This is a genomic window from Alteromonas sp. 4NH20-0104 (assembly GCF_057547795.1).
Genome location: NZ_BAAJLP010000009.1, coordinates 135,953 through 161,545, shown reverse-complemented (window position 1 = coordinate 161,545; position 25,593 = coordinate 135,953). Strand labels below are relative to the sequence as shown.

At 49.2% G+C, this 25,593-nt stretch carries 26 protein-coding genes; 13 read left to right on the top strand and 13 right to left on the bottom strand.

The genetic code is table 11. The annotated features are described in order from the left end of the window. Nucleotides 1-540 precede the first annotated feature (540 nt). From AC27IB_RS08915 to coaBC, 11 genes are all read right to left on the bottom strand, one after another. Nucleotides 541-1,338, bottom strand: a complete 798-nt coding sequence (locus AC27IB_RS08915; RefSeq protein ID WP_296047419.1) for a type 2 periplasmic-binding domain-containing protein — start codon at nt 1,336-1,338, stop codon at nt 541-543. A 193-nt stretch (nt 1,339-1,531) separates the two neighbouring features. Further along, complete coding sequence (locus tag AC27IB_RS08910) at nt 1,532-2,077, bottom strand: acyloxyacyl hydrolase (RefSeq protein WP_296047416.1); 546 nt, start codon at nt 2,075-2,077, stop codon at nt 1,532-1,534. A 137-nt stretch (nt 2,078-2,214) separates the two neighbouring features. After that, the gene (locus AC27IB_RS08905) at nt 2,215-3,009 is read right to left on the bottom strand and encodes a type 2 periplasmic-binding domain-containing protein (protein ID WP_487120395.1); all 795 of its coding nucleotides are present in this window, start codon (nt 3,007-3,009) and stop codon (nt 2,215-2,217) included. A gap of 112 nt (nt 3,010-3,121) precedes the next feature. Next, the gene (locus AC27IB_RS08900; protein ID WP_487120393.1) at nt 3,122-6,181 is read right to left on the bottom strand and encodes an error-prone DNA polymerase; all 3,060 of its coding nucleotides are present in this window, start codon (nt 6,179-6,181) and stop codon (nt 3,122-3,124) included. 2 nt (nt 6,182-6,183) lie between these two features. Further along, nucleotides 6,184-7,587, bottom strand: a complete 1,404-nt coding sequence (locus tag AC27IB_RS08895) for a Y-family DNA polymerase (protein WP_487120391.1) — start codon at nt 7,585-7,587, stop codon at nt 6,184-6,186. A gap of 4 nt (nt 7,588-7,591) precedes the next feature. Next, nucleotides 7,592-8,290, bottom strand: a complete 699-nt coding sequence (locus AC27IB_RS08890; RefSeq protein ID WP_487120389.1) for a hypothetical protein — start codon at nt 8,288-8,290, stop codon at nt 7,592-7,594. 77 nt (nt 8,291-8,367) lie between these two features. Beyond that, nucleotides 8,368-8,859, bottom strand: a complete 492-nt coding sequence (locus AC27IB_RS08885) for a hypothetical protein (RefSeq protein ID WP_487120387.1) — start codon at nt 8,857-8,859, stop codon at nt 8,368-8,370. Between the two features lie 37 nt (nt 8,860-8,896). Continuing rightward, the gene (locus tag AC27IB_RS08880) at nt 8,897-9,223 is read right to left on the bottom strand and encodes a DUF1820 family protein (RefSeq protein ID WP_296047396.1); all 327 of its coding nucleotides are present in this window, start codon (nt 9,221-9,223) and stop codon (nt 8,897-8,899) included. 94 nt (nt 9,224-9,317) lie between these two features. Then, entirely contained in the window at nt 9,318-9,887 is a 570-nt protein-coding gene (locus AC27IB_RS08875) for a TetR/AcrR family transcriptional regulator (RefSeq protein WP_487120385.1), read from the bottom strand. Between the two features lie 95 nt (nt 9,888-9,982). After that, nucleotides 9,983-10,573 carry a nucleoid occlusion factor SlmA gene (gene slmA / locus AC27IB_RS08870; RefSeq protein WP_296047392.1) on the bottom strand — a complete coding sequence of 197 codons (591 nt, stop codon included), beginning with the start codon at nt 10,571-10,573 and terminating at the stop codon, nt 9,983-9,985. A 59-nt stretch (nt 10,574-10,632) separates the two neighbouring features. Continuing rightward, nucleotides 10,633-11,850, bottom strand: coding sequence for a bifunctional phosphopantothenoylcysteine decarboxylase/phosphopantothenate--cysteine ligase CoaBC (coaBC, locus tag AC27IB_RS08865; protein ID WP_296047390.1), 1,218 nt, complete (start codon nt 11,848-11,850; stop codon nt 10,633-10,635). A gap of 147 nt (nt 11,851-11,997) precedes the next feature. Between coaBC and radC the strand changes: the two genes are divergently transcribed. The 9 genes from radC (at nt 11,998) to mutM (ending at nt 18,842) form a co-directional block, all read left to right on the top strand. Continuing rightward, nucleotides 11,998-12,678 (top strand): RadC family protein, encoded by a 681-nt coding sequence (radC, locus tag AC27IB_RS08860; RefSeq protein ID WP_487120382.1) that lies wholly within the window; start codon nt 11,998-12,000, stop codon nt 12,676-12,678. Nucleotides 12,679-12,850: 172 nt separating this feature from the next. Beyond that, on the top strand, nt 12,851-13,216 hold the full coding sequence (locus AC27IB_RS08855; protein ID WP_296047383.1) for a hypothetical protein: 366 nt from the start codon (nt 12,851-12,853) through the stop codon (nt 13,214-13,216). 81 nt (nt 13,217-13,297) lie between these two features. Further along, nucleotides 13,298-13,993, top strand: coding sequence for a YjbF family lipoprotein (locus AC27IB_RS08850; RefSeq protein WP_487120379.1), 696 nt, complete (start codon nt 13,298-13,300; stop codon nt 13,991-13,993). Next, on the top strand, nt 13,993-14,721 hold the full coding sequence (locus AC27IB_RS08845; RefSeq protein ID WP_487120377.1) for a capsule biosynthesis GfcC family protein: 729 nt from the start codon (nt 13,993-13,995) through the stop codon (nt 14,719-14,721). The genes AC27IB_RS08850 and AC27IB_RS08845 overlap by 1 nt, the downstream gene beginning before the upstream one ends. 2 nt (nt 14,722-14,723) lie before the next feature. Then, nucleotides 14,724-16,841 (top strand): YjbH domain-containing protein, encoded by a 2,118-nt coding sequence (locus AC27IB_RS08840; RefSeq protein ID WP_487120375.1) that lies wholly within the window; start codon nt 14,724-14,726, stop codon nt 16,839-16,841. Between the two features lie 215 nt (nt 16,842-17,056). Next, nucleotides 17,057-17,293: a 50S ribosomal protein L28 gene (gene rpmB, locus AC27IB_RS08835; RefSeq protein ID WP_265608356.1), complete on the top strand. Its 237-nt coding sequence runs from the start codon at nt 17,057-17,059 to the stop codon at nt 17,291-17,293. Between the two features lie 12 nt (nt 17,294-17,305). After that, nucleotides 17,306-17,461: a 50S ribosomal protein L33 gene (gene rpmG / locus AC27IB_RS08830; protein WP_012516577.1), complete on the top strand. Its 156-nt coding sequence runs from the start codon at nt 17,306-17,308 to the stop codon at nt 17,459-17,461. Nucleotides 17,462-17,550: 89 nt separating this feature from the next. Further along, nucleotides 17,551-18,027: a hypothetical protein gene (locus AC27IB_RS08825; RefSeq protein ID WP_487120373.1), complete on the top strand. Its 477-nt coding sequence runs from the start codon at nt 17,551-17,553 to the stop codon at nt 18,025-18,027. Beyond that, nucleotides 18,027-18,842, top strand: coding sequence for a bifunctional DNA-formamidopyrimidine glycosylase/DNA-(apurinic or apyrimidinic site) lyase (gene mutM / locus AC27IB_RS08820; RefSeq protein WP_296047337.1), 816 nt, complete (start codon nt 18,027-18,029; stop codon nt 18,840-18,842). The genes AC27IB_RS08825 and mutM overlap by 1 nt, the downstream gene beginning before the upstream one ends. A gap of 10 nt (nt 18,843-18,852) precedes the next feature. Here the strand turns inward: mutM and coaD are convergent, their stop codons facing one another. Beyond that, nucleotides 18,853-19,335, bottom strand: a complete 483-nt coding sequence (gene coaD, locus AC27IB_RS08815) for a pantetheine-phosphate adenylyltransferase (RefSeq protein WP_296047335.1) — start codon at nt 19,333-19,335, stop codon at nt 18,853-18,855. A gap of 69 nt (nt 19,336-19,404) precedes the next feature. Continuing rightward, nucleotides 19,405-20,127 carry a 3-deoxy-D-manno-octulosonic acid kinase gene (locus AC27IB_RS08810; protein ID WP_296047334.1) on the bottom strand — a complete coding sequence of 241 codons (723 nt, stop codon included), beginning with the start codon at nt 20,125-20,127 and terminating at the stop codon, nt 19,405-19,407. An 85-nt stretch (nt 20,128-20,212) separates the two neighbouring features. On the opposite strand from AC27IB_RS08810, the gene AC27IB_RS08805 reads away from it, so the two are divergent. From AC27IB_RS08805 to AC27IB_RS08790, 4 genes are all read left to right on the top strand, one after another. Beyond that, the gene (locus AC27IB_RS08805; RefSeq protein WP_296047332.1) at nt 20,213-21,277 is read left to right on the top strand and encodes a glycosyltransferase family 9 protein; all 1,065 of its coding nucleotides are present in this window, start codon (nt 20,213-20,215) and stop codon (nt 21,275-21,277) included. Between the two features lie 156 nt (nt 21,278-21,433). After that, nucleotides 21,434-21,901 carry a substrate-binding domain-containing protein gene (locus AC27IB_RS08800; protein WP_296047329.1) on the top strand — a complete coding sequence of 156 codons (468 nt, stop codon included), beginning with the start codon at nt 21,434-21,436 and terminating at the stop codon, nt 21,899-21,901. Further along, nucleotides 21,898-23,085 carry a hypothetical protein gene (locus AC27IB_RS08795; RefSeq protein WP_487120369.1) on the top strand — a complete coding sequence of 396 codons (1,188 nt, stop codon included), beginning with the start codon at nt 21,898-21,900 and terminating at the stop codon, nt 23,083-23,085. The genes AC27IB_RS08800 and AC27IB_RS08795 overlap by 4 nt, the downstream gene beginning before the upstream one ends. A 4-nt stretch (nt 23,086-23,089) precedes the next feature. Then, nucleotides 23,090-25,540 carry a bifunctional diguanylate cyclase/phosphodiesterase gene (locus AC27IB_RS08790; protein WP_487120367.1) on the top strand — a complete coding sequence of 817 codons (2,451 nt, stop codon included), beginning with the start codon at nt 23,090-23,092 and terminating at the stop codon, nt 25,538-25,540. Nucleotides 25,541-25,593: the final 53 nt, after the last annotated feature.

The following is a 25,593-nucleotide window of genomic DNA, read 5'->3' as shown; positions in this document are numbered from 1 at the left end:
GAAAGAACCGTCATCCCGGAAAGCACGCAGTACTTATCCGGGACCCCCATCGTGCAACCGTAGAGTTAAAAAACGCACCGAATACAGCGCTAATAAAACAAAGAACCGTCATCCCGGAAAGCACGCAGTACTTATCCGGGATCCCCTTCGTACAACCGTAGAGTTAAAAAACGCATCTTACGAATCGCTGATAAAACATAGAACCGTCATCCCGGAAAGCACGCAGTGCTTATCCGGGACCTCCCTCGTACAACTGTAGAGTTAAAAAACGCACCGTACTCATCGCTAATAAAACAAAGAACCGTCATCCCGGAAAGTACGCGTTACTTATCCGGGGTCTCCATTCGTACAACGGTAGAGTTAAACAGCGCACCGTACCCATCGCTAATCAAACAAAGAACCGTCATCCCGGAAAGCACGCAGTGCCCCCATCGTATAACCGTAGAGTTAAGAAGCGGATCGTACGCATTGCAGAAGCGTAGAATCAAAAAAGCACGGTAATGAGCATAGAATAAGCACAGGAAGGATTTACTAAAAAGCCTATTGGAGCCCTGCCTGAATCGATTCAAGACGGTAATGAGCGTTACCAATGTTATAACGGGTTTTCAACATAGCGATTAAGCCAGGGTTATTGGTAATAAACTCATTCAATTCCAACAATAACTCAGGTTTTCTCACGGTAGATAAGCAAAACTCCACAACAGTAACCGGTAAATCAGGATCGAGCTTGAATTCATCGACGTCATCCAGTTTGTCCATCAGATACCTGGCTACGTAATAGTCCATGTCAAAAGCATCCGCTCTGTCCCATTGCGCCATATAAATGGCTGATTTGTTATCGGCCACAGAGATAAGCTTGGTTTGCCCGCTCTCAATACGGTCTTGCCAGTACAGTGGTGAAAAACCCAGTACAATTGATACTTTGCGGATAGAAGAAATGCCCTGACCGTAACGTTCTGGTTTTACAAAGGTACCTACAAGACTTTCGGTCAGTGGAACACTAAAATGCTTGGTAGCATTATCATTAACCGGGTTGGTCCAGGTTGGATGATCCGGATAAACAAAGTCCACATTGCCTTTCTCTAGCTCTATTTGCAGGCGTAGTACCGGCATACTTACATACTCAAACGTAATCCCACGCTCAGCTGCAAAAGCCTCCAGCAACGCCCAGGCATAACCTCTGTCCTTAACTGCTGAAAATTCATAGTGTGGGTAGTAAGCGATATTTTGTGAGGCAACGACATAGGTCTCAGCGCAGGCCGAGTTAGAGGATAATGCTGCCGATAACAGCAACGAAGCCGAACTTAGCAGTTTGGGAAAGAAAGAGAGTTTCATCATTACTTAATACCGTGAGTAATATGCTTACTATAGTACATTGTGAAATGAAGATACCAATGACATTTGTTATAGTCAGGTGTGCCAATGAATAATCAATGCAAAGGGCTAGTATTCATAGGCGTTCTTACCGGTATTGTTGCTTCGGCGCTCTACGCTGTCACAAACCAGCAGAGCGCCATCAACTGCAACTAACCTAAAAGTGAGCGATATAAGCGAGGTTGAGGAAATCCAGCCCAGGATTGTCATTATTCAGTCCGCCATTTGAATAATGGATGAGTCTTACCGCAATTTGCTGAGTCAGCTTCTCACTCTCATCGAGATCGACAATCAGGCCCAGCTTATCTTCAAACTGGTAATGCGAACCAATGTCCTTACCGGCAAAATGTTGATCGCTCACCACACTCAGGCCAATACCCGCTTCCAGGTACACGGGATAGCGGTCGTTAATTGCGCCCAGACGCTTGATAATCACAGGAGTGAGAGCAACTGTAAAATTGCTGTCCGTTTCACGATCGCCGTTTTGTGAATAGCGCCAGAAGTTAACACTCCCTTCTAAGTAAACATTAACGTCGCCGAGCCATGTGGTATCAATATCCAGAGTTGTCGGACGCCAGGCGACCCTCAATCCTTGAATATCATCGAAGCCATTTAGGTATCCAACAGACACAGCCTGATCGTCAGCACGAGAAAAACACGAAAAACAAAACAAGAAAATACAAAGAAAATACGATTTTGGCATAACATTTACTCCTTTGAAAACTACCAAAGCAAATAGTTAGCCAATTGTAAGATTTTGATTTTTATGTGTTTTATGAGGGGTTGTGTAACGAAGAGTGGTAAGTTTTTAAGCCCGAAGGAAAATATTACACGAACACGTTAGTAGTATTTCGCCTTCAAGGAGTTGAGAATATCCTCTGGCGGGCGAATTTTATACTGGGCATGAAGCTGCTTAATCAATTCCTGATGTGAGGCCAGAAAGGCATTAAATTCGGCGAGTAATGGTGTATGTCGGATTGTTGCTAAACTGAATGCTACGCCGTCGTGGGGCAACATTGGGTCCAGTGTAAAATTGCCAAGTCCGGGCTGTTGTGACGCAATATGTTGAGCAACATGAAATTCGAGATTGGCTGCATCGGCTCTGTTCATAGCAATGAGTTCCAGCGCATTCAGTGTATCGGTTACCCGGATAAGATGTGTGAGTTGTTGATCAACTCTTTCCTGCCAGTTAACCGGAGTGAATCCCAACGGCATCGCCAGGCGGCGGATTGTTGAGATGCCTCCGCCTAGTTTATCCGGGCGCATAATAGTGCCACCTAATGCCCGGGTCACCGGTTGGCTGAAGCTTTTACGGCTATTACTGATAATCGGGTTGTACCATTTGGGGTTATCCGGATAGATAAAATCAACACTGCCCTTGGCCAACTCTTTTTGCAGGCGTAGTACCGGCATGGAAATGTAAACGAACTCGTGCTCAGTGGTGGCTTTAAACGCCTCAAAGATTGCCCAGGCAAGCCCTTTATCGGTGTCTGACGTAAAGTCGTAGTGAGGGAAATAATGAAAGTTCTGGGTCCCAATAACAATTGTTTCGGCACGGCAATAACTTCCCGCCGTGAGAAAAAGAAATACTGCCAGGCGGCATACAACAGAAGCTATACCTTTCAGACTATACATAACAAAGAGTGAATGTGTGCATCCATAGCCTTAGATTACGGCAAAGTTTGTGTATTTTATATACGTTTTTGAGGGTATATACGTATTTTCTTATGTGAATGGTGCAATTCTTCTAATGAAAGTCTCTGGAACGCATTAATAGTTGATCAAACTTATCGCTGTGATCGATAAGCTTACCAGCAATAATATGGGTCACGCCTTCTTCAGAGCGTTCTAATATCCCTCTGACTTCCAGGATCTTGCTGCTAATAAATGCTTTCTTCTGCAGTCTGGCGGTACTTTGCCAAACGACTACATTGAGGTTGCCAGTATGATCCTCCAGTGTCATAAACGTCACTCCGCCGGCGGTCCCTGGCGCCTGACGGCCAACCACACAGCCAATGACCCGGATAGGCGACTTATGCGCTTTATCTGACACCGCATTAGCATGTGTCAGATGTGGCAGGGGGTATTGGTTTAGCAGTAACTTGATGGGGTGCTGGTCCAGAGACAGGTTAAGCGAGGCGAAATCTTCGATAAGATCTTCAACGGCCGTAGGTGCCAACATAGGCGCTGCGCTGTCAGAATGATTTTTTAGTAAAGGCAATGTCATTTGTGAATCCATCAGCTGCCAACGGGTATTAAACCTGTTGTTGGCCAGGGTTTTTAGTGCATTGGCACTGGCTAAAGCCGAGAGATCATTGCGGTTGAGGTCGAGCGATTTAATCTCGCTCAGACTGGTGAAACCGTTTTCCGGTCTGTGTGTAATCAGCGTTTGCATGGCTTTATCCGACAAGCCGTTAACTTGCCTCAGGCCCAGTCTGAAATGCTGATCGTCAATCACAGTATGGTCAATCTGGCTTTTATTGATATCAACCGGTAATGCATAAACCTGGTGTCTGGCTGCATCCTGAATAAGTTGTGCAGGTGTGTAGAATCCCATAGGCCAACTGTTAAGCAGGCCTACATAAAACTCAACCGGAAAATAGTATTTAAGCCATGCCGAGCTATAGGCCAGCACGGCAAACGAAGCAGAATGAGACTCCGGAAAGCCATACTCTCCAAAGCCACATATTTGTTCAAATAATTGCTCTGCAAAATGTGATTGATAGCCCCTGTTCGTCATGCCATCAATCAATTTTGTTCTGAACTGTCGTAGCTTGCCGTTTTTCTTCCAGCTGGCCATGGCTCTTCTGAGTTGATCTGCTTCCCCGCCGGTAAAGCCGGCTGCCACCATGGCTAACTGGATCACCTGCTCCTGGAAGATGGGGACGCCCATGGTGCGGCTCAACACCGATTTCACTTCGTCTGAAGGGTAGCTGACGGGTTCTTTACCGTGTCTTCTTAGTAAATAAGGATGCACCATGTCACCCTGGATCGGGCCGGGGCGAACAATGGCAATCTGCACCACCAAATCATAATAGGATACGGGTTTCAGCCTGGGTAACATGGTCATTTGTGCTCTTGATTCAATCTGAAAAACGCCAACGGTATCGGCTTTGCAGATTGCCTTAAACACCTGCTGGTCACTGCCGTGGGCAGAAATCAACGGAATAGTAATATCCCATTGATAACGTTCCTTGATCAGTGAAAAGGCTTTACGAATAGCGGTCAGCATCCCCAGAGCCAGAACATCCACTTTAAGCAAGCCCAATGACTCCAGATCGTCCTTGTCCCATTGAATCACACTCCTGTCAGCCATCGCGGCATTTTCAACGGGCACCAGTTCGTACAAGGGGCCGGCGGAAATAACAAAGCCTCCCACATGCTGAGATAAATGCCGGGGAAAGCCAATGAGCTCTTCGGTTAAGCTAATCAGTTGCTTTATGGTTTTGCTGTCCTGATCGATACCGGATTCCTGTAACTGGCTTTGCCAGCCAAGCGTACGGTCGCGAAGGTTAAACTGCTTTAACCAATAACCCAGCAAGCTGTCAGGGATACCCAGGGCCTTGCCCACCTCACGAAAAGCACTTTTAAATCTGAAAGTAGCAACACTGGCGGCCAGCGCAGTGCGCTCACGGCCGTACTTGGCATAGATATACTGAATAACCTCTTCACGGCGTTCATGTTCGAAATCCACATCTATGTCGGGAGGCTCATTGCGCTCTTTGGAAATAAAGCGTTCAAACAGCACATTTATCTGGCGTGGATCCACGGCGGTTATTTCGAGGCAGTAACACACAATAGAATTTGCCGCTGAGCCTCGCCCCTGATAAAGAATGCCCCGTTGTTTGGCAAATTGCACAATGTCATAAATGGTCAGAAAAAAATATTCAAACTGTTCAGAGTGGATAAGCGACAGTTCTTTTTCAATCGTCTCTCTGATAGACGGAGGCAGCCCATGCTTAAACCGTTTCTTAATGCCCGCTTCCACGCAATGGCGTAAATAGGACGTCGCGGTGTAGCCAGCGGGTACCAGTTCACTGGGGTACTGGTACTTAAGTTCATCCAGATTAAACTGACAAAGCCTGGCGATTCGCTGACTCTCGGTTAACCACGCCTGAGGATACAGACGGGTTAGTTTGGTGAGTGTTTTAAGGCTTCGCTCCTGATTTTGGACTGCTTGTGTGCCTAAATCAGCCACCGTTTTACGGGTTCTTATAGCGTGCAGAATATGTTGCATGTGTTGCCTGTCGGGGTGATGGAAAAGGGCCTGATTGGTGGCTACCAGTGGAAACGCGTACTTTTCACTCAGCGCCATAGCCGCGGCGAAGTGATCGTTATCATTGCCGTTTAATAATCGTGAAATGCCCAGCCAGCAGCGGTTACTGAAAAACTTAGCAAAGAACTCTGCCCATGCGCTGTCGTGGTCGCTATAAGCTGGTAACCAAATGGCCAGGCAGGACTTAACCGATTTTAAATCCCATTCTGATAAGGCGTAGTGGCCTTTTTCACTGCGCCTTCGTGCATTGGTAATAATGCGGCATAACTCCGCGTAGGCGGTTTTATCCGGACACAGTAAACACACCCTAAGATCCGGACCTAACTGAAACACGCTGCCAACAATCAGTTTTACCGGTAAACCATTGGCTTTAATTTCTGCATGCGCCCTGACTACCCCGGCCACCGAGCATTCATCGCTAATAGCAATGGCCTCGTAACCCAGAAACGCGGCGGTATTAACCAGCTCTTCGGGATGAGAAGCCCCTTCTAAAAAGGAAAAGTTACTTTGGCAAACCAATTCAGCAAACATGCTCAGCCAAAGTACCCATGCACATACCAGTACTGCTGTTCATCCCGGAACACCCAAAGCCGTTGGCCATGAGGTGTCACTGCCATAAAGTAATCGCGCTTTACAGAATGAACATCCCACCAACCGGTATGGATCCTTTCCGGACCATAAAGAATTTGCGTCTGTTCGGTTAACGGTTGTGGCCGGCTAAGCAGCCAGGCAGGTTGCTGCCCGCTAAGTTCACCTCCCGGGCGCTTTTGATGCGGCGAGTATGCCTCCTGTACCGCATAATCAAGCCGGTGTTCATTGACCTGCTGTAGCGTTTTAACATTTTCGCTGCCCAACCTCGCCAACAGCTTGCCCAGTAGCATATTCTCAGCATGCCGGGAATAATTGCTTTGCAGCAAAGACAGGTTTTCCGGGGCAAATTCAACCAGCCGATCACAGGTGAGGGCAATAGCGATCACCGGAGAGTCGAGCTTTAGCTGCTCGAGTTTTAAATCGATCAGTAATTGCCATTCACTAAGGTGGTGATGAGGCGTACCGGCGTTAACCACCAGCTCAATATTTTCGTGTTCTCGCTGGTGCAGGTCAAAATGCAATGTGTCGGTAGCCAGATTTCGCTTTTGCAGATACTGACAGTTATTAGCCAACGGCATGGCAATATAGCGGCTTAGCCGCGGCGCAGATTCTACTGCATAGGGAAGCTCCAGAAACTGACGGAATACCTTGCGAGGGTGGAACAAACTGTAAGGCGGTTGTTTTACGCCTTTAAGTGCTAACAGGTAAGTGATTACCTCGTTATTAAAACGCTTGCCAATTTCTTCCAGCGGTAGCTGAATCAATTGTCCCAGCGTGCGGATACCGGAGCGGTTTAGCTGTTCGGTGTCCTTCGGCGAAAGCTCACTGACTTGCAATGAACACTGACTCAGGTACTGGTTGGCGTGTTTGGGATCTGCCTCTGTGCGGTTAATCTTACTTCGGGCCAGAACCTGTGCAATGTCAATGGTGGCCCCAAAACCATAATGAAAATGGACTCGTTCAGCTAACAGGGTACGCCGACAGAGTGCCATAAAGTTATCCAGGCCCTGATAGTAGCGTATCAACGGGCCGAGATTTATCGCAATACCATTACCTGCCACACAAACGATGTCTGAGGCTATGTGGTAAAGCGTGGTCGCCAGCTGTTCCAACTGACTGCTTTCGCTGCTGGCGGAATATTCAATAATCCAGGTTTGGGCATTGATAGCGGTGACTTCTGCCAAACCCATACCAGGCTTAATGCCGCAAGTGGCGGCTGCTTTGGAGCGTTGACGCACTGTGTTGCTGGTTGTATCAATAATCACCGTCGGCCCGGTTTGCTCAGGGTGAAGCTGCTCAAATTGATCAAGCTGCAGGCGTGGGAAATGCAAGTAGAGCCAGTGCATAAGATTAACTGACTTCGTGAATAGGCGTTGACTGACGTTGGTTGTACTGCCTGAACGCCTTTACAATCGCACTGTTAGTGGCCGGGAGCGGATGCTCAATCTTAATATGGTGCTGCGGCCATGCCCCCGTTACGCGGTGTAAATGGACGTACCATTGCCCGGCATCGTAAGTGAGTTCCATATCTATGTTCACTGGCAGTGCCCCGGGGCTTACTTCCCCCCTGTGCACCAGCACCACCAGGCAGTCATATTGTTTAGCCAGCACCTGTAGCCGCCGGGCGGCCTTAGGGACTATGTGGGAGAGGTATAACACAATACAACAACATGCCTGACTGCGTACGGACTGTTCGCACGCCCACAGCGCATCGGTATCGTTTGCTGCGGTTAATACCCAGGACTGCTGCTGATAGGGCGTTTGGGATAACCAGTTTGGGTTCAGGTGTACCTGATTGGGCAGCCAGATAATGCGTTTTTTCGAGTCAGCTTTTTGCACCAGTATATTGTTTAGCAACTGGATCTCACCCTGTCCGGGAAGGGCTCTCACACTCAGAGCCCCCGCAGCCGGTACACCGCCGGCGCAGGCTTTATCCAGACTGGTGTGGCCGAAAGGCAGCCGCAACTCCCCGCCATCTGCGCGGTGGCGATGGTCCCGGCCCCGAAAAACCATAGGGTGTTTAATAAGCGAACTAATGGATGCTGACATAATAAAAATACTGTTTATTTATACAGTATTTTAGTCAAAAAAAACGCCTCTGCAAGAGGCGCGTGTAGTTTGTTTGATTATTCGGCTTTGCTGGTTTCTGTTTTTGTGGGGGGGAAACTCAGGCCCTTACAGGCAATAATAAAGCCATCCAGCGTATTTTTACTCCAGGCCATACGGATGTCACTGGCTTGTACTTTTATGACTTCACGAATTTGTTCCAGAGTGACTTCTGCATCCTGAAGAGCGGCATTAAGCGCTTCTTCAACAGACATCCCTTTTTCCATACAGTACACGGCAACCGCACTGATTTTTTCAAACATCGGTTGCAGCGTTTCATAGTGTTTACTGTTCACTAAACCACGCTTATGTGAGGCATCGAGGCGCTCGGCCAAAAAGCTTTGGATCTGTTGTGAAAGCACTATCATGCTGCCGTTGGCATCGCTGATCCGCCGCGATGTGGCTTTGAGACTGTTCTGGCACAGTTGAAGTTGTTTTTGTAAGTTCTGAATTTTCAGGCCAAAAAATATCAGTAACAGAACCAGCGCAGCAAAGCTTGCGAAAATCAGCATGTCAGAATAATCCTTGTGTCAGTACAGGCTCGCAGGGTTAATCTTTGTTAGGAGTATAAATAGGGCCAGGAAACGCCGTTACCTTATCCGATAATTCGGTGATCTTGGCTGTCCCCTGTTTTTTTACCTGGTCGATTCTAAGCACATTATGCATAGGAATAAAAGTGCTGGTGACATCAGCAAATTCTGTTTTGAGTTTTTCGTGGGAAGGATCCACCACAATATGCGTATGGTTATCCCAAACGAAATCGCCAATTTCGACAAAGCCGAATAATCCGCCCTGTGATACTTCCCGCACATAAAGCTCGTAATGTTCGCCATTACTCACAAACTGTACCCGGTAGAGCATTTTATTGTCGGCCATTTAATGTTCTCTTTTGTTACGACTGAAGATATGGTTCACCGGGCAGATTATAAAGCGAGATGGACAGACTCTCCAAGCGGAGAAATGACAATTGTTATTGCGAGATAGGTTGCAGCAAAGCCCGGGTGGCAATATGTAACTCTTCTTCGCTCTCAGCCAGGATACTGTTAATGGCAAACCCTTGCACGAAACTGGTGAGTTGTAATGCGACGGCTTCAACATTGATATTGTTTCGCACGGTCTGCTGCCGTTGTGCCTGTTCCAGACAGCCAATAAAAGCCAGTTGCAGTTTGTCGAGGTAATGCCGACCGAGCGAGCGAATGTGATCATCTTCACTGCCCAATTCCGTGACCATGTTTATAAGTAAACAGCCCCGGCCGTAAATATGTTCGATGTAAGCAGTAAAAAAGTGCTCGATAGACGCCAGCCCCTGATGATCTTCGAGGTGAGCAAGAATGGGCGACAGTTTGTGGGTATCGTAATAGTCCAGAGCGGCATAAAGAAATTTAAGCTTGCTGCCAAACTCCAGATAAAATCCTCTGCGATTAAACTCAGTCCGGGCAATAATTTCATCCATTACGGCACCGTTATAACTGTGTTCAATAAAGATATCTTCTGCTTCGCAGAGAATGTCATCCAGATTGTAAAGCGATGTGCGAGGCATAATATAGTCAGCGTTCTAGTCTAAGTTAACTGTAGTTTGCCTCGCATGGAATGCAAATAAACGGTTGGCTCTGATCACACATCAGGAGGGGTCTTTTAAATGAAAAAAGACTGCTTAAAACACGCCCAGTGCTCGTTAAAGTGCTCGGTAGGTTTACGTTGAAAGCCACTGCGGATGAACTGATTAATCCGACCATCCGTGAAGCAGATGAGCGTGTTAGCAATAACCCCTTCATCGGCCGCCAACTCTTTGCCTTCACGTAAACGACGCTCACGCAGGACCTGCTTTAACTGAGTTTCCAAACGTTCGAACAGCTTGGCAATGCGTAACCTCAGGCGTTCTTGTTCGCCCATCAGCGCATCACCGTTTAAAATACGGGTGATACCGGGATTTTTTTCTGCAAAGCCAAGAATAAGGTGCAGGATAAGCTGACAACGGGCCGCCGCGTCTTTCTCTTCATTGATAATTTTATTGATGCGCGAAAACAGGGTTTCCTCAATAAACTCAATCAAGCCTTCAAACATCCGGGCTTTGCTGGGAAAGTGGCGATACAGCGCGGCTTCCGATACACCTACTTTTTCAGCAAGCTTCGCCGTGGTAATACGCTGACCCGGGCTGGTTTCCAGCATTCCGGCGAGCGCCTGTAGAATTTGCGCTCTACGGTTAGTTCGTTTTGCAGCAGGCATAATAAAAGTGCTTCCTCCACCATATTATTGAGTGACAACAGTTTCCACTTTATTGTGAATTATAATGACAGTGTGTCGTGTTTTTCTTGATATCGTTCAATGACTACGTTCAACAACTCCAAAGCGAGCTCTGTTTTTGGCTGAGCGGGTAAATCTCGGCGCCCGTCCGGCCAGAACACATGTAACGCGTTGTCGTCACTGTTAAAGCCCAATCCGGCAACCGTAATATCATTGGCCGCAATCATATCGAGTTTCTTATCGGCCAGTTTCCGTTTTGCATAAGCTTCAACATCCTGGCTCTCTGCAGCAAAACCAACGCAAAATGGTGGCTTAGGCAAGCCTGCTACTGTTTTTAGGATATCAGGGTTTTTTACAAAAGTAAGTGTTAACTCATCGGCATTTTTTTTGATTTTATTGTCGGCAACATTTTCGGCCCGGTAATCGGCAACGGCGGCTGTGGCAATAAACATATCCTGACTGTTAACCTTGGCCATAACCGCTTCCAGCATTTGCACGGCACTCTCCACATTAATGCGGCTTACCCCAACGGGGGTAGGCAATGCAACCGGCCCGGCAATCAGGGTCACTTCTGCTCCCAGCTGTCTGGCTTGCTCCGCAATCGCAAAGCCCATTTTTCCTGAGCTGTGATTGGAGAGAAAGCGAACCGGGTCGAGGCTTTCCCGGGTTGGCCCCGCGGTTATCAGCAGACGTTTACCTCTTAAGGGCAAAGGTTTATTGACCAAAGCTATTAAACACTCAACCAGTTTTTCAGGTTCAAGCAACCGGCCGGGGCCTGTATCGCCGCAGGCCTGGACACCATCAGCCGGGCCAAGAATGTGATGGTCATAACTGCGCAACAGCCGAACATTGTGTTGGGTTGGTCTGGCTTTCCACATTTGCTGATTCATGGCCGGCGCAATACATACCGTGGCCGAGGTAGCCAGATAAACCGTGGTTAGCAAGTCGTCGGCAATGCCGTGAGCAAGTTTGGCCATGGTGTTGGCCGTGGCTGGCGCGATAAGCAGAATATCCGCCCATTTAGCCAGTTCAATATGGCCCATAGCCGCTTCAGCGCTGGGGTCGAGCAGGTCGGTGCTGACCGGAAAACCAGACACTGCCTGCAGCGACAGTTCACTAACAAAATGCCCGCCGGATTGGTTGAGGATAACGCGCACCTGAGCGCCCTGAGCGGTTAACTTACGCACCAAATCAGGGGTTTTGTAAGCCGCAATTCCGCCGCTGATGCCCAGTACTATTTTTTTACCTTGTAACGTCATGTGTATATGTCCGACCAGCTAAACAGGGAAAGATTAGCATGCGCCGCACTGAGTGTGTAGCGAAAACCCGGCTCAGGTGCAGTAGTGACTCCACGTTTTATCACTTAGTCTGAGCAGGTTATCAACGCTGGATTACCGAGAGATGATATGACGCTAACACTACTCCACTGGCCATTACAGGAACGTCCCCGTGAGCGACTGCTCAAAAATGGCCCGCAACAACTGTCAGACACCGAATTACTGGCAATTATACTGCGTAGTGGCACCCGGGGGCTTACCGTGCTGGAGCTGGCCGGCAGCTTACTGGCGCATTTTGGCAGTTTGCGTGGCGTTATCTCAGCCTCCAGTCATGAACTTTGTGCAATACCCGGCATTGGCAAAGCCCGCTACTGTGAACTGCAGGCCGCCATGGAAATCTGCCGTCGCCAACTGGCTGAGCCCTTGTTTAAGCGTTCGGTATTTCATTGCGCCGAAGATGCCAAGTTTTATTTGCGGGCAGAGCTGCGCGACTTAAAAAGGGAAGTGTTTGGCGTGCTGATGCTCGACAGCCAGCATCAGCTGATAACGTTCAGAAAGCTGTTTTCCGGTACCATTAATGCGGCAGCCGTTTACCCTCGTGAAATTGTTAAGCAGGTGATTGCCGACCATGCTGCGGCGATTATTCTGGTGCATAATCACCCTTCAGGCAATCCTACGCCCAGCGAGGCGGATATTCGCTTAACCCGGGATATTAAACACGCCATGGCGCTGGTGGATGTGGAGGTGCTCGACCACTTTATTGTGGCCGATAATCAGGTGTGTTCTCTGGCTCAACAGGGCTTAATGTGATCAACTGAGCCATTGATGTGGTATAAAGGTTTGAAAATTTATACTTTAGTTTGTTTTTTTATACCGGTATATTTTATCGAAAGTTGTACTTTTTTACGCCACCCCTAGTGATCTACCGGTAAAAATGCTTTAGTATGATCACTTGGCGGATATCCCATAGAAAGGACTAAACATGAAAAAATCATTGCTTATTACGCTGATCACTGCCGCTATGGCAATGTCTGCGAATGCACAAGAAGCGGGTGGTACTGGTTCAGCTGGTGCTGGCATCGGTGGCATCGGTGCTGCTGGTATTGCTGGTGGTGTAATCGCCGCTGCAGTAGTTGGCTCAGTTATCGCTAGTAACGACACTAACACTGACACCGGCACTGGTGGTGGCGGTACTCCTCCTGAAGAGGAGTGTTCTGCTGGTGACGACCTGGTAGACGGCATTTGCTACAACGTAACAAATACCCTGACTACTACTGTTACTAACGGTGTAACTACTACTATCACTGTTCCAGTAACTACTACTTATTTGCCTACTGTTCCTCAGTAAGCGAAAACAGTTTTAGAAAGCCGCCTGTTGGGCGGCTTTTTTATTGGTTATGGAATTACATTAGGCTGAACCGAGTCTTTCATGTCTGTTGCAACATTTCTTCGATTTTTCATCATGGTAGCCGTCAGCGTTATGCTGGCTGGTTGTTCTAATGTTAACAGGTTGTACCTGGAAACCCTGCGTCTGGCATTTTTTGAAGACGGCCCCTCGCTATCTCTGCAGCAGGTCAGAGAAAGTAAAGTTGATTTCCTTAAAGTCCTGCATGGTGAGCGTTTACCCGTGTACATGGCGCTGGCCTATATTGAAGACGGGCAGAATAAATGGGTGTCGGCCGACCACGTGGTGGTGGCTATGGATCAGGATAAAATTATCCGTATCTCCGGTCTGGATGTCGACCTGCAGTACACCGATAACCTCCAGGGCAATCCGCTCAGAGCCTCTACGCAGCTAACGGATGCTAGCTGGAAATACTATATCGATGTGGAAGAACACCACTATGACCTGCCTGTGGATTCTCAGTGGCAACGCGGCGCCCCGCAGCAGGTCACGTTTTACGATAAGGAATTCACCGTTATTCCGGTCACCGAAACGGTTTCCATCGATATTGATAAACCGTACTGGACTCATGAGACCACCTGGCAGAACGTTTACTGGCTGGAACAGACCAGCGGGCAGATTATTTATAGCGAACAGAAAGCCACACCAAATTCCGATCTGATGAAAATGACATTTGTGAGTCGTATCGCCCGTTTAATTAATGCCCGGGAGGCAAACTGATGTTGCGTGTACTTTGTATGATGCTCGGTTTGCTTTCTTATTCAGCCACTGCAGACGTTGCAGTGACCTTCAATGTGGCGGGCCAGATTTATACCTTCGACCGCCCGGTGCGCCTGGCCACGGTATTGTCTATCGTTGAACGAAAGCCTACTCAGTACTGGGCTAATGCAGCGGTTTATCAGTTAAATGCGCCTGAAATAGAGCAGCAACGGGCAGATATCCTGCAACAACTGGCAGCGCTTATTCGTGAGCAGTCTAAGGGTAGTTCCGAATATCGCCAGCTCTCTGCGTTATACCAGGAAATAGGCAGCTGGCAGCTGATGCGCCGTCTCAAATTGATTGTTGATTATGACCAGGCACGGCTTAATCCTGCCCTTAACCCGCAGTTCAATACCGGTGAGTACTATATTCGTTTTAAACAACGCTCACAGGTGGTTCGGCTTAGTGGCATGGTGCAACAAGCCACGGCATTGCCGTTTAAAACCGGGTTCACCGTGACTGATTATATCGACAGCGTTGATTTGGCGGCCAATGCCCATCGGGATATCGCTTATTTGCTCGAACCCGATGGTGACGTGAAAAAGCTTGGTATCGCTTACTGGAATCGCCAGCATGTAAAGCCGATGCCGGGTAGTGAAATATATATACCGCTGCAGGATGAGCTGTTTTTCGACCGTATTGGTCCGCTCAACGACAAAATCGCCCAACTTATGATGCATAGGATGTAACTTTGGCTGCTCCGCGTTTTTCTTTCTCTTTGTCGACTCTGGCGCTGGCCTGCATGGCGGCCGTGCCTCAGACCCGGGCTGACGAATCTGATCAGCCAAATACTTATTCCGTAACGCCCAGTCAGATGGTGCAGGGCGGTGTAGGGCTCTGGCAAACGCCAACGGCCCGGATGATGCCGGAAGGCGCCCTGTCGATGAGCTACACCGACAACCAGGAATACCGCTTTATGTCGGTAAGCCTGCAGTTGTTCCCCTGGATGGAGGCTACTGCTCGGTACACCGATGTGCGAACCCGGTTATACAGCAACGTCGACGACTTCAGTGGCGATCAAACCCTGAAAGACAAAGGCCTCGACGTTAAATTCCGTCTGTGGGAAGAAAGCTTTTATTTACCGGATATTTCGGTGGGTTTCCGAGATTTTGGCGGCACCGGCTTTTTTGAAAGCGAGTTTGTTAATGCCAGTAAGGCCGTGGGGCCATTCGACTTCCACCTGGGGTTAGGCTGGGGGCACCTGGGCTATCAAAACGATTTTACTAACCCTTTCTGTGAGCTCCGAGAGAGCTTCTGCGAGCGCCCTGACGGCTTTTCCGGCCGCGGCGGTAAGGTTGATTACCAGAACTTCTTTAAAGGGCCCATGGCCGTGTTTGGGGGCATTGAGTATCAAACGCCGCTGGAAGGCCTCAGCCTGAAAGCCGAGTTTGAAGGCAATAACTACCAGCAGGATCGCGCCGGCGCCCTGGAGCAGGACTCCCGCTGGAACTTTGGTGCTGTTTATCGCTGGAATAACTTTGATTTTTCACTCAATTATCAGCGCGGTAATACCATCGGCTTTGGCGTGAGCTATAAGCTGAATATGCATACCGTTAGCCAGGTCAAAATTGATAATCCACCGCGTGAAATTCAAGGCATTAAGCCGCCAGAAAACGCTGCCGACGTAAAGCGGCAAAAGCTCTATAACGATCTGCGCCGTCAGGCGGGGTACGTGATCACCGACCTTGAAATCGACGATGACCAGGCCACATTTTATGGCCTACAAACGAGATATCGCGACCGCAATGAAGGTGTCGAGCGGGTTGGCCGTATTCTGGCCTCTGAACTGCCGGAATCAATTCAGCAATATCACCTGGTTGAACAAAGCAATAATGTGCCGATGGTGGATACCGTTATTGATGCCGCTAAGTTCCGCGAACATGCCACGTACAGCGTGCCAGAGAGTAGTGTAGAAGATACCTATCGGCGTGTTTCACCCACCCAGCAACAGGTTGATGCCTACGAGCCACATCGCGCTACTGGTGCGTTTTTCTCCACCAAGTTTTTCTGGACGCAGACCTTCGGTAACCCGGAAGATTTTTATTTATACCAAATTGGCTTACTGAGCAGTGTGGGGTATAAGTTTAATGAGCATCTTGGGATCTACGGCGGGATCCGCACTACGCTGCTGGATAACTTCGATAAATTTAACTTTACCGTAGATGCCGAAGAAACGTTTTTGCCGCGGGTAAGAACCCGGGTTCGTGAGTATGTTTCCGGGCCAATGGTAATCCTGGATACGGTGTTTATGCAGTGGTCAGACAGACTGGCCGATAATTGGTATTACCAGGGCTATGGCGGCTATCTGGAAACCATGTTCGGCGGCGTGGGCGGCGAAATTATGTATCGCCCCATCGACAGTAACTTTGCTTTCGGTGTGGATATTAACTACGTAAAACAGCGCGATCCCGACAGTACTACCGGCTTTATTGATTATTCCGCGGTCACCGGCTTTGCCTCGGCTTATTATCAGCCTGAGTTTTTGCCTGATACACGCATCAGAGCCAGTGTAGGGCAGTTCCTGGCCAAGGATCGCGGTATCAATATCGATTTCGCCAAACGCTTCGATAGTGGCATTGTGGTAGGCGCATTCGCCTCATTTACCAATGTCTCGTCGGAAGAATACGGTGAAGGCAGCTTTACCAAAGGCTTTTATGTATCCGTGCCGCTGGATCTGTTTATTCTGCAGCCAGCTACGGGTCGCGGGCAGTTCCCGTGGGTACCCATTGCCCGGGATGGCGGGCAGATGCTGAACCGTCCGGTGCAGCTGATCGGTGTAACAGAAATGCGATCGCCATTCTTGGATTAGGCGCTGAAACAGGGTATAAATGCCGATCTGAAGGATCCGGTCGGTGTTTTTTTGCTCAGGATCGCAGGTTTTTCTGGATTAGTGTTGAATTCGGCGCAGATTTGCTGTATAAAATGCGCCCTCTTATTTAAAGGTTAAGACGTCATCAGACCCGACACCCAAAGTGCTGGTGGGACCGATTGGCGAGACAAAATTCGTTGTTCTGGAGACAAATAATGTCAAGAGTATGTCAAGTAACAGGTAAGCGTCCTGCGGTAGGTAACAACCGCTCTCACGCTAGAAACGCGACTCGCCGTCGCTTTTTACCAAACCTTCAATCTCACCGTTTTTGGGTTGAGAGCGAAAACCGCTTCGTTAAACTGCGTCTGTCTGCAAAAGGCATGCGTATTATCGATAAGAAAGGTATTGATTCTGTATTAACAGATATCCGTGCCCGTGGCGAAAAGATCTAAGGAAGCCAAATCATGCGTGATAAAATTAAATTAGTTTCTTCAGCTGGTACGGGTTTCTTCTACACCACTGACAAAAACAAGCGTAACATGCCGGGCAAAATGGAGATCAAAAAGTATGATCCCGTTGTTCGTAAGCACGTTATGTTTAAAGAGGCCAAAATCAAGTAATAAAACTTGCTTTTGTCTCCACGAAAACCCGGCCGTTGCCGGGTTTTTTGCGTGAATGTCTGTAGCATATTCAATCAGGTAATTAAGCGATGGCAAGACTGTCCAAACGAGGATTCAATAACGTGGTGATATTCGCCATGTTAGGCATGATTTTTCTGTTTAATCTCGACCGTTTTGTACCGGAAACTCAGCAGCCGGTCAGCTTACCGTTACTGCCGGATAACGCCCACGTGCTTAAAATTGAGCAAAGTGCCTACAAGCTTGAGCGGGTTGGCCAGCAATGGCGCTGGAAAGGCGTAAACAAAACCCTCACCAGCACACCAGAAACGCAAATCGACCACTGGCGAAGTGCTGTTATGCAGCCTGCGAAGCCGCCTCGCGAGATTACCCAAACTGAACCCTTAATAGCGGTAGTGTGGGTTGCCGGGGCCTCCCAGGGGCTCGTCTATGCTTTTGTCAGTAAAGATAACAACCTGTGGGTTCAGGTTGAACAGCAGTGGTATACCCTTGATGATGTCCGCCTGTCGCAGCTATTGCCGTGGCTGGGCGATGAGCAGGAAATGTAATGCCTGAATTACCTGAAGTCGAAGTCAGCCGCTTAGGCGTTGCCCCGTTTCTGGAAGGGCAGCTAATCGAAAAGATTATTGTCCGCGACCGGCGCTTGCGCTGGCCGGTACCTGAGTCACTTTCTGCCGCCGTTGGCCAACGGGTCAGTGCGGTTAATCGCCGTGCCAAATACCTGCTGATTGTACTCGAGAATGGCGGCCAGATTATTTTGCATCTCGGTATGTCGGGTAAACTACGGGTGCTCGATGCGGCGGTTGCACCGGTAAAGCATGATCATATAGACATTGTTCTTGCCAGCGGTAAGTGTTTGCGGCTTAACGATCCCAGACGTTTTGGGGCTTGTTTATGGCAGCCGCCTGGTGAACCTGCGCCGGTTCAACTGGCACACCTTGGGCCCGAGCCGCTAACGGCGGATTTCGATGCCGAGCGTCTGCTGACGTTGTCGCGCAATAAGCAGGTAGCCATCAAGAATTTTATTATGGATAACGCAGTGGTGGTGGGCGTAGGAAACATTTATGCCAATGAAGCCCTGTTCATGGCGGGTATCGACCCCCGTCGTAAAGCCGGTAAGGTCAGTGCGAAGCGTTATCAGCTGCTCACCACTGCTATTAAAGACGTGCTGGCAAAAGCCATTCAGCAGGGCGGTACCACGCTTAAAGACTTTACCCAGACCGATGGCAACCCTGGCTACTTCAAGCAGTCTCTGAGCGTTTACGGGCGCTCTGGTGAGCCTTGCCTTACCTGCGAAACCCCCATTAAAAACCTGACTATCGGGCAGCGTAATACGTTTTACTGCCCACAGTGCCAGCGTTAACCGCAATTCACTATCCGTGCAGGCGTTTTTCCAGAGCCGCTTTGACAGCCGGGTGGCAAAACTGACCCACATCGCCATGATGCAAAGCCACCTCTTTCACCAGGGTTGAGGAAATAAACGAGTTCTCTTCCGAAGGGGTAAGGAAAACACTTTCCAAATCCGGATTTAACCGCCGGTTCATATTGGCCAGCTGAAATTCATATTCAAAGTCGGCCACGGCGCGCAGGCCCCGAATCAGAATCGTTGCATTCTCAGTACGGGCAAACTCCGCCAGCAAACCGGAAAAACCAATAACGGTGACATTGTCCAGCTCACGGGTCACCGTAGAAATAAGCGTAACGCGCTCTTCCAGGCTGAATAATGGCTTTTTACTGGGATTAGCGGCAATCCCAACAATCACTTCATCAAACATGCGTGAGGCCCGTTCGATTAAATCGGCGTGCCCATTGGTGATGGGATCAAAAGTGCCCGGATAAATAGCTCGTGTATGCATAATGTTTAAGTGTTGTTTGAGTTAAGAAAACAGTAACCAGAATTCGTCAAGGATGCAATTACCAAGCGGTTAGTCAGGCTGATTATAACCGCTTTGCAGGCTATCCCAGTTGCTCTGGGCAAAATGATAACCGGCATACTTGCCCTGCTCTTTATGCAAAGAACGGTTCAGGCGGCTTAGATTACCGGCTTTCCACTGATCGCCGTCTTTGTGGGCACATTTGTCAAAATCAATCAGCCAGAACTTATTGTTACGGTCGATCATGATATTGTGAATATTCAGGTCGTGATGATAAACCTGGTTATCGTGCAGCGTCCTGATCAGGCGCCCGGCCTCCTGCCACTGTTGCGCTGAGAGCGGGGCAGTAAGCAGGTGTTCGTGAACTTCACAACTGTGGGGGATGCGTTCCATGAGAATGCTGGCTTCATAACACAGCCCGTAACGACTGACTCTTCCGGCCAGCCCCCTGGGAACCGGTAAACCCGCTGCGTGCATTTTATTGAGCAGGCTTAACTCCCGGTAGGGGCGGGTAGCGGTTAAACCGCCAAACACAAACCGTCTTTCAGAAACGTGTCGTACCAATCCTCCGCGACAATAATCCCTGAGTACCATTGGCGCCGGATCATCAATGAGCACAGCCTGACCCCGACCACTATTGGCCGTCGTCGCTTGCTGCCAGTGCGACTGCTGTAGCCATTGCAGGGGAGGAAGGGGGATCCCTACCGCTTCGCACTGGTTGGCACAAAGCAATAACGTATCACGGCCCGATGTATAAGTTTCTATGGCTTGCAACGATAATTCTCAGCATTAAGACTTGTTAATTCATCCTGATTGTAATCAAATTAGCGGGGTTTATCAGTGCTAGTTGGAAGATTCTTTGTCAGGCGTATTAAAACTCCCTCAAAATGCAAGAATATGTATTCTTAGATTATCGGCCATTGGCGATGTGTGCCATGCTGCGGCGATGGTTAATCGCATTCGCGTAAGCCGGCCTGACATTCATATTACCTGGATCATCGGCAAGATAGAGTATCACTTGCTCAATGGCATGGATGGCGTTGAGTTTATTATCTACGACAAGAAAACCGGCCGCAAAGGGATGCAGGCTATTCGTCAGCAGTTAAAAGCACAACGCTTTGATGTGCTCTGCGTAATGCAAATTGCCCTGCGCGCCAACCTGCTTTCCCGTGCTATCAGAGCAAAAGTTCGCCTCGGATTCGATAAATCCCGCAGCAAGGAAGGCCATAGCCTGTTTATTAATAAACGGATTGCTCATCAGCAGCATCCCCACGTGTTAGAAGGGTTCATGGCCTTTGCCGATGCCATGGGCATAGAGCCGGTGGATAAGCCTGCCTGGCAGTTGCCTTTGAGCGAGTCTGACCTGGCTACGGGTCATCGGTTGCAGCAACAATATGGCCGTTATGCCGTTATCTGCCCGGCTGCGTCTAAAGCAGAACGTAACTGGACTGCAGAAGGCTATGCAGCGGCTGCTAAGCATCTTGCGGATGAAAACATACCGGTGTTCCTTTGCGGCGGACCGGGACCGCTCGACAGAACCATCGGCGATGCTATCCTGGCTGCCGGCGCTCCTATAAAAGACGATCTGATTGGTAAAACCACCCTCAAAGAGCTGGCCGGTGTACTCGCTGAGGCCTGTTTGGTTATCGCCCCTGATACCGGTCCCGCTCATATGGCCACGGCGGTGAATACACCGGTAATTGGCTTGTATGCCCATTCTAATCCGCGCCGCACCGGCCCTTATAACAACCTCGCGGATGTCGTGTCGGTTTACGACCAGTGTATTGAACAACAGTTTGGAAAGTCCTGGCAATCTTTACCATGGGGACGCCGCGCCAAAGGGGAAAGCCTGATGACGATGATCAGCGCCAAACAGGTCAATGCCAGTATAGACAAGTTGCTCAAGTCGGTATCTAAGGTATAACGGGCCTTATTTATTGCACTAAAGTTATAGCAATAAACACTTTAAAAAATCCAATTCTTTTCTAAACTTGTAGTTGGGCTTTTTCATCTCTGGAAAGGCACTTCGCGGCAGGAAGGGACCTACGCAAATGACTACACTATTAGTTAAGGCGTACATTTGAAAGTTTGGATTTTAAAAGCGTTCTGTTTCGGCGCCCTATTATTATGGATAGGAGCATTAGGGACAGGCACTGCTCGGGCCGATATACCAGCGCAACCCATTGCGGTACTGGTTAATCAATCCGTTGATATTAATACTTTATCACCCGCACAACTTCGTATGATTTTTGCCGGGCGAACCCAGTTCTGGCCAGACGGAAGTCGGATCAGGGTGTTTGTGCTGCCGCCACAAAGTGACACTCATCAGCAGTTTTGCCGACACCTGCTCAATATTTATCCCTACCAGCTCGAACGTATCTGGCAGCGCGTAGTGTATTCCGGGCAGGGCGAAGCACCGAAAACCGTTGATACGGCGCAGGCACTGCAAGCGATTATTGCGCAAACGCCGGGGGCCATCGGCTATCTGCCAGAACCTGTCCAGACCAATAATAATATCAGGGTGATCACCGTGGGAGAGCCGTTATGAAGCTTTGTGCGTTCAGTTTTGGGGCCATATTACTGCTCCTTTCCGGTTATACCCGGGCCAATCATGACAACTTCTCCTGGCATGGCTTTATTGCCCAGGGCCTGACCAGCTCTACCGACAGCAATTACATCACTACCGGCAATGAGATAACCACTGAGCTCACCGAAATTGGTATTAACGGCTCGTATGTGATTAACCCGTCTTTGAGTGTATCCGGCCAGTTTGTTTACCTCGACGGCGGCAACCGCTTTCGTCAGGGAGCCCGCCTCGACTATTTATTTTTAGACTGGCGTTTAACACGTTTGTTTGACTGGCAGGTCAACGTGCACCTGGGCCGATATAAAAACCGCCACTGGTGGTATTCAGCCACCCAGGATGTGCCGCATACCCGGCCATCTATCTCATTACCGCAATCCATTTATTACGATGGCAACCGCGACCTCGCACTCAGCAGCGACGGTATTGCTCTGCAAAGCACCAAAACCAGCAGTAGCGGCACCTGGGAAGTGCGCTGGAGCTACGGGCGTTCGCCGCTTGCCAAAGAAGATACCAAGAAACTACTGAGCCCACAGGCACAGGGGCGAGTAAAACAGGATTTTACGCATCAGTTCAGTACCTACTGGCAGCCGGATTCCATGCAGTGGCAGCTTGGCTTCAGTTTGCTGCAATCTGAATTCACCTATGAACCGGCCGCCCGGGATATTTTGCTCAACGGCCAGTCCGGTATCGACAGGCTCACGCTGGCTGCTCGCTATGACAGTGAAAACTGGGAACTCACCATGGAGCTGCTACGCGACCGCCTGATGTACGAGGGAGACTTCACTCAGGGCATCACGCTGGATGTCGATAAAACCGGCGAGGGCGGCTACCTCCAGTGGCGTTACTTTTTGCAGAATAATCTTACCGGTCTGGTGCGATTCGATACCTACGATGTGGACCGCAAGGATCGCCACGGCGAACAACTGGCATTCAACTCCTTTGGCGCCATTCCAGAGCATTACGGGTATATGGATACACTAACCTTTGGCCTGAGCTGGGATATAAAGTCTAACCTCAGACTCAGCGGCGAGTTTTCCCGTACTCATGGCGCTGGCCGCCTGACGGCAGTGGTTTTTCCGGATGCGCTGGTGTATGCAAAGCCTTACTGGAACGCCTGGTCTGTGCAACTCATGTATTGGTTCTGAGCCGATGAAAAAAACCGTCTCACTCAGTTACAAAGTACTGGCCATCATGCTGTTGGTGATCATCTTTGTGTGCTCGCTGGTGGTGAGTTTACTGTTATACCAGGCGGCAAATCAGGAGCAACAGCTGAATCAGGCGATCTTGTCCAGGGATGTCACCCGCTACCACCAGTTGTCTACGTTGCTTAATGAACGACTGTCTGTGTGGGTGGAGGGGCTTAAGTATATTAACGATTCACCGGCAAGCAACACTCAGGAGCTGGTGGAAACCTTCCGGCGGGCCGAAGATTTCCTGCTGCTCCAGTGGGATGTCAACAATTTGTGGGTGCTCAACAGTCAGCAGCACCTGGTGTATCAACAGGGCGAGTTTTTACCTGATGATGTGCTGGCCATGGTGGCAGAAACCCTGTCTGAAGCCCGGCCCATTGCCGGGGTGCATTGTCATGTGATGTGCGAGCAGATTGTCAGCATCCCGGTGATGATCAACCGGCAAACCACCAATGTGGTGGTGATGAGCACTTCATTACAGGAATTACTGGCTTTGCTCAGTGAGGCAACCCAGGGCGCCAGCCAGTCCGATCTGGTTTTGGTGAAGCACTCCAGGGGCGCTACAGCGCAATCAGACCGGTATTTTATAAACAGTATGGTCAGTGAGAAGCAGGAGCGATTTATGCGGGATATCCTCGCCGCCATTCCGCCTTCCGCCAGCAAAACCACGCTAATTACCAATGGTTACGAAGTAAACGTGAAAGGCAAGGCGTACTTAATTACGCTGCTGCCGTTGTATCAGCATCAGTCAAATGGGCATTACTTAATGTTTACCCACGACATTGATGAACGCAAACGGGCGTATAAAAGCCAGAACCGGATTATTTTCTTTGGTGGCGTGGGACTGGTGCTAACCTTTGTGTTGTGTATGTTTGTGCTGCTACGGCGCTATGCACAAAAGCTCTCTGTGCTGTCTAATATGCTGCCATTACTGGCTCAAAAACGGTTCGAAGAATTTAAACTGCAGCAAAAACGGAGCTTTACCCGCAAAAAGTGGCTGCTCGATGAGCTCGACACCCTGGGCGAGGCGGCTGTTGAGCTCTCCGATAAACTGGAGTCTCTCGATCAGCAGATGGCCGCGAATACCGCCAAGCTGGAAAAAATGGCCATGTTCGATAGCCTGACCGGCTTGCCTAATCGCAACATGATGACGTTTCAGATCAACAAACAACTGGCGGCTCTGCATCGGCAAAACGCCGGTATGGCTTTATTATTTATCGACCTGGATAACTTTAAAAAGGTTAACGACAGCCATGGTCATCACTTTGGTGATGAAGTGGTCAAACTCGCCGGTGAGCGCCTTTCCAGCGTCATAAGAGAGAATGATCTGATTGCCCGCTTTGGCGGCGATGAGTTTGTTATTCTGGTAACCGGCCTCGATAAAATAGAGCAGGTTAACATTGTGGCCGAGAAGCTCATTGAAGTGTTCGTTGAGCCCATGGTCATTAGTGAGCAGACCTTCTATATCAGTATCAGTATTGGTGTGGCTTACACCACCACGTCTAAAACCCGGGCCCTGGAGCTTATGCGCCAGGCCGACACCGCCATGTATGAAGCCAAACTGGAGCGGGGTTCAAGCTACCGCTTCTTCAATCCGTCGATGAACCAGAAAATCGTTAAGCAGGTGGAGTTAGAAAGTGAAGCGCGGATTGCCTTAAAAGAACAACAGTTCTTTATTGCGCTACAACCGCAAATAGAGTTGGCCACTAAACGGTTAACCGGCTTTGAAGCCTTGCTACGCTGGAACCACCCTGTAAGAGGGCTGGTGCCGCCGGGCGACTTTTTGCCCCTGCTCGAAAATACCTCCATGATGTCTGAACTGGATTTCTGGGTGATGGAGCGCTCTATCGAATTATTGTCGAGGCTGGAAAAAAATGGCTATCGTAATGTCAAAATTGCTATCAACCTGTCGGCCGCTCAATTTGCTAACAGTGCGCTGCAACCTTACCTGATGGAGCTTATCGACCTGCACAAGGTGGATCCGCACAATATTGAGCTGGAACTTACCGAAACCGTGCTGGTGGCCGATATAGAACGGGCAGTGGAAGTCATTCAGCAAATACGAGCGCTGGGCTGCAAGATTGCCGTAGACGACTTTGGTACCGGCTACTCGTCATTAAGCTATCTGAAAATGATCCCCAGTGACATTATTAAGATTGACCGTTCTTTTATCGCCGGCATGCTCGAAACCGAAAGCGATCGCAATATCGTTAGTTCCACCATTAGTATGGTACGGAGTATGGGGCTTGAGATCGTCGCAGAAGGCATAGAGCAACCGGAGCAGCTGTTCCAGCTGGCCAACATGAGTTGTCAGTACGGACAGGGCTATTACATCAGTAAACCCATAGAAGAAACCGCATTGTGGGAAGTGCTGCAAACCAAAGTCTATATGGGGCGCTGGCAGCTCTAAGTTAGCCTCACGTTTAGGATGTGTGGCAGAACGTCTTTAAAAGTTTACACCTG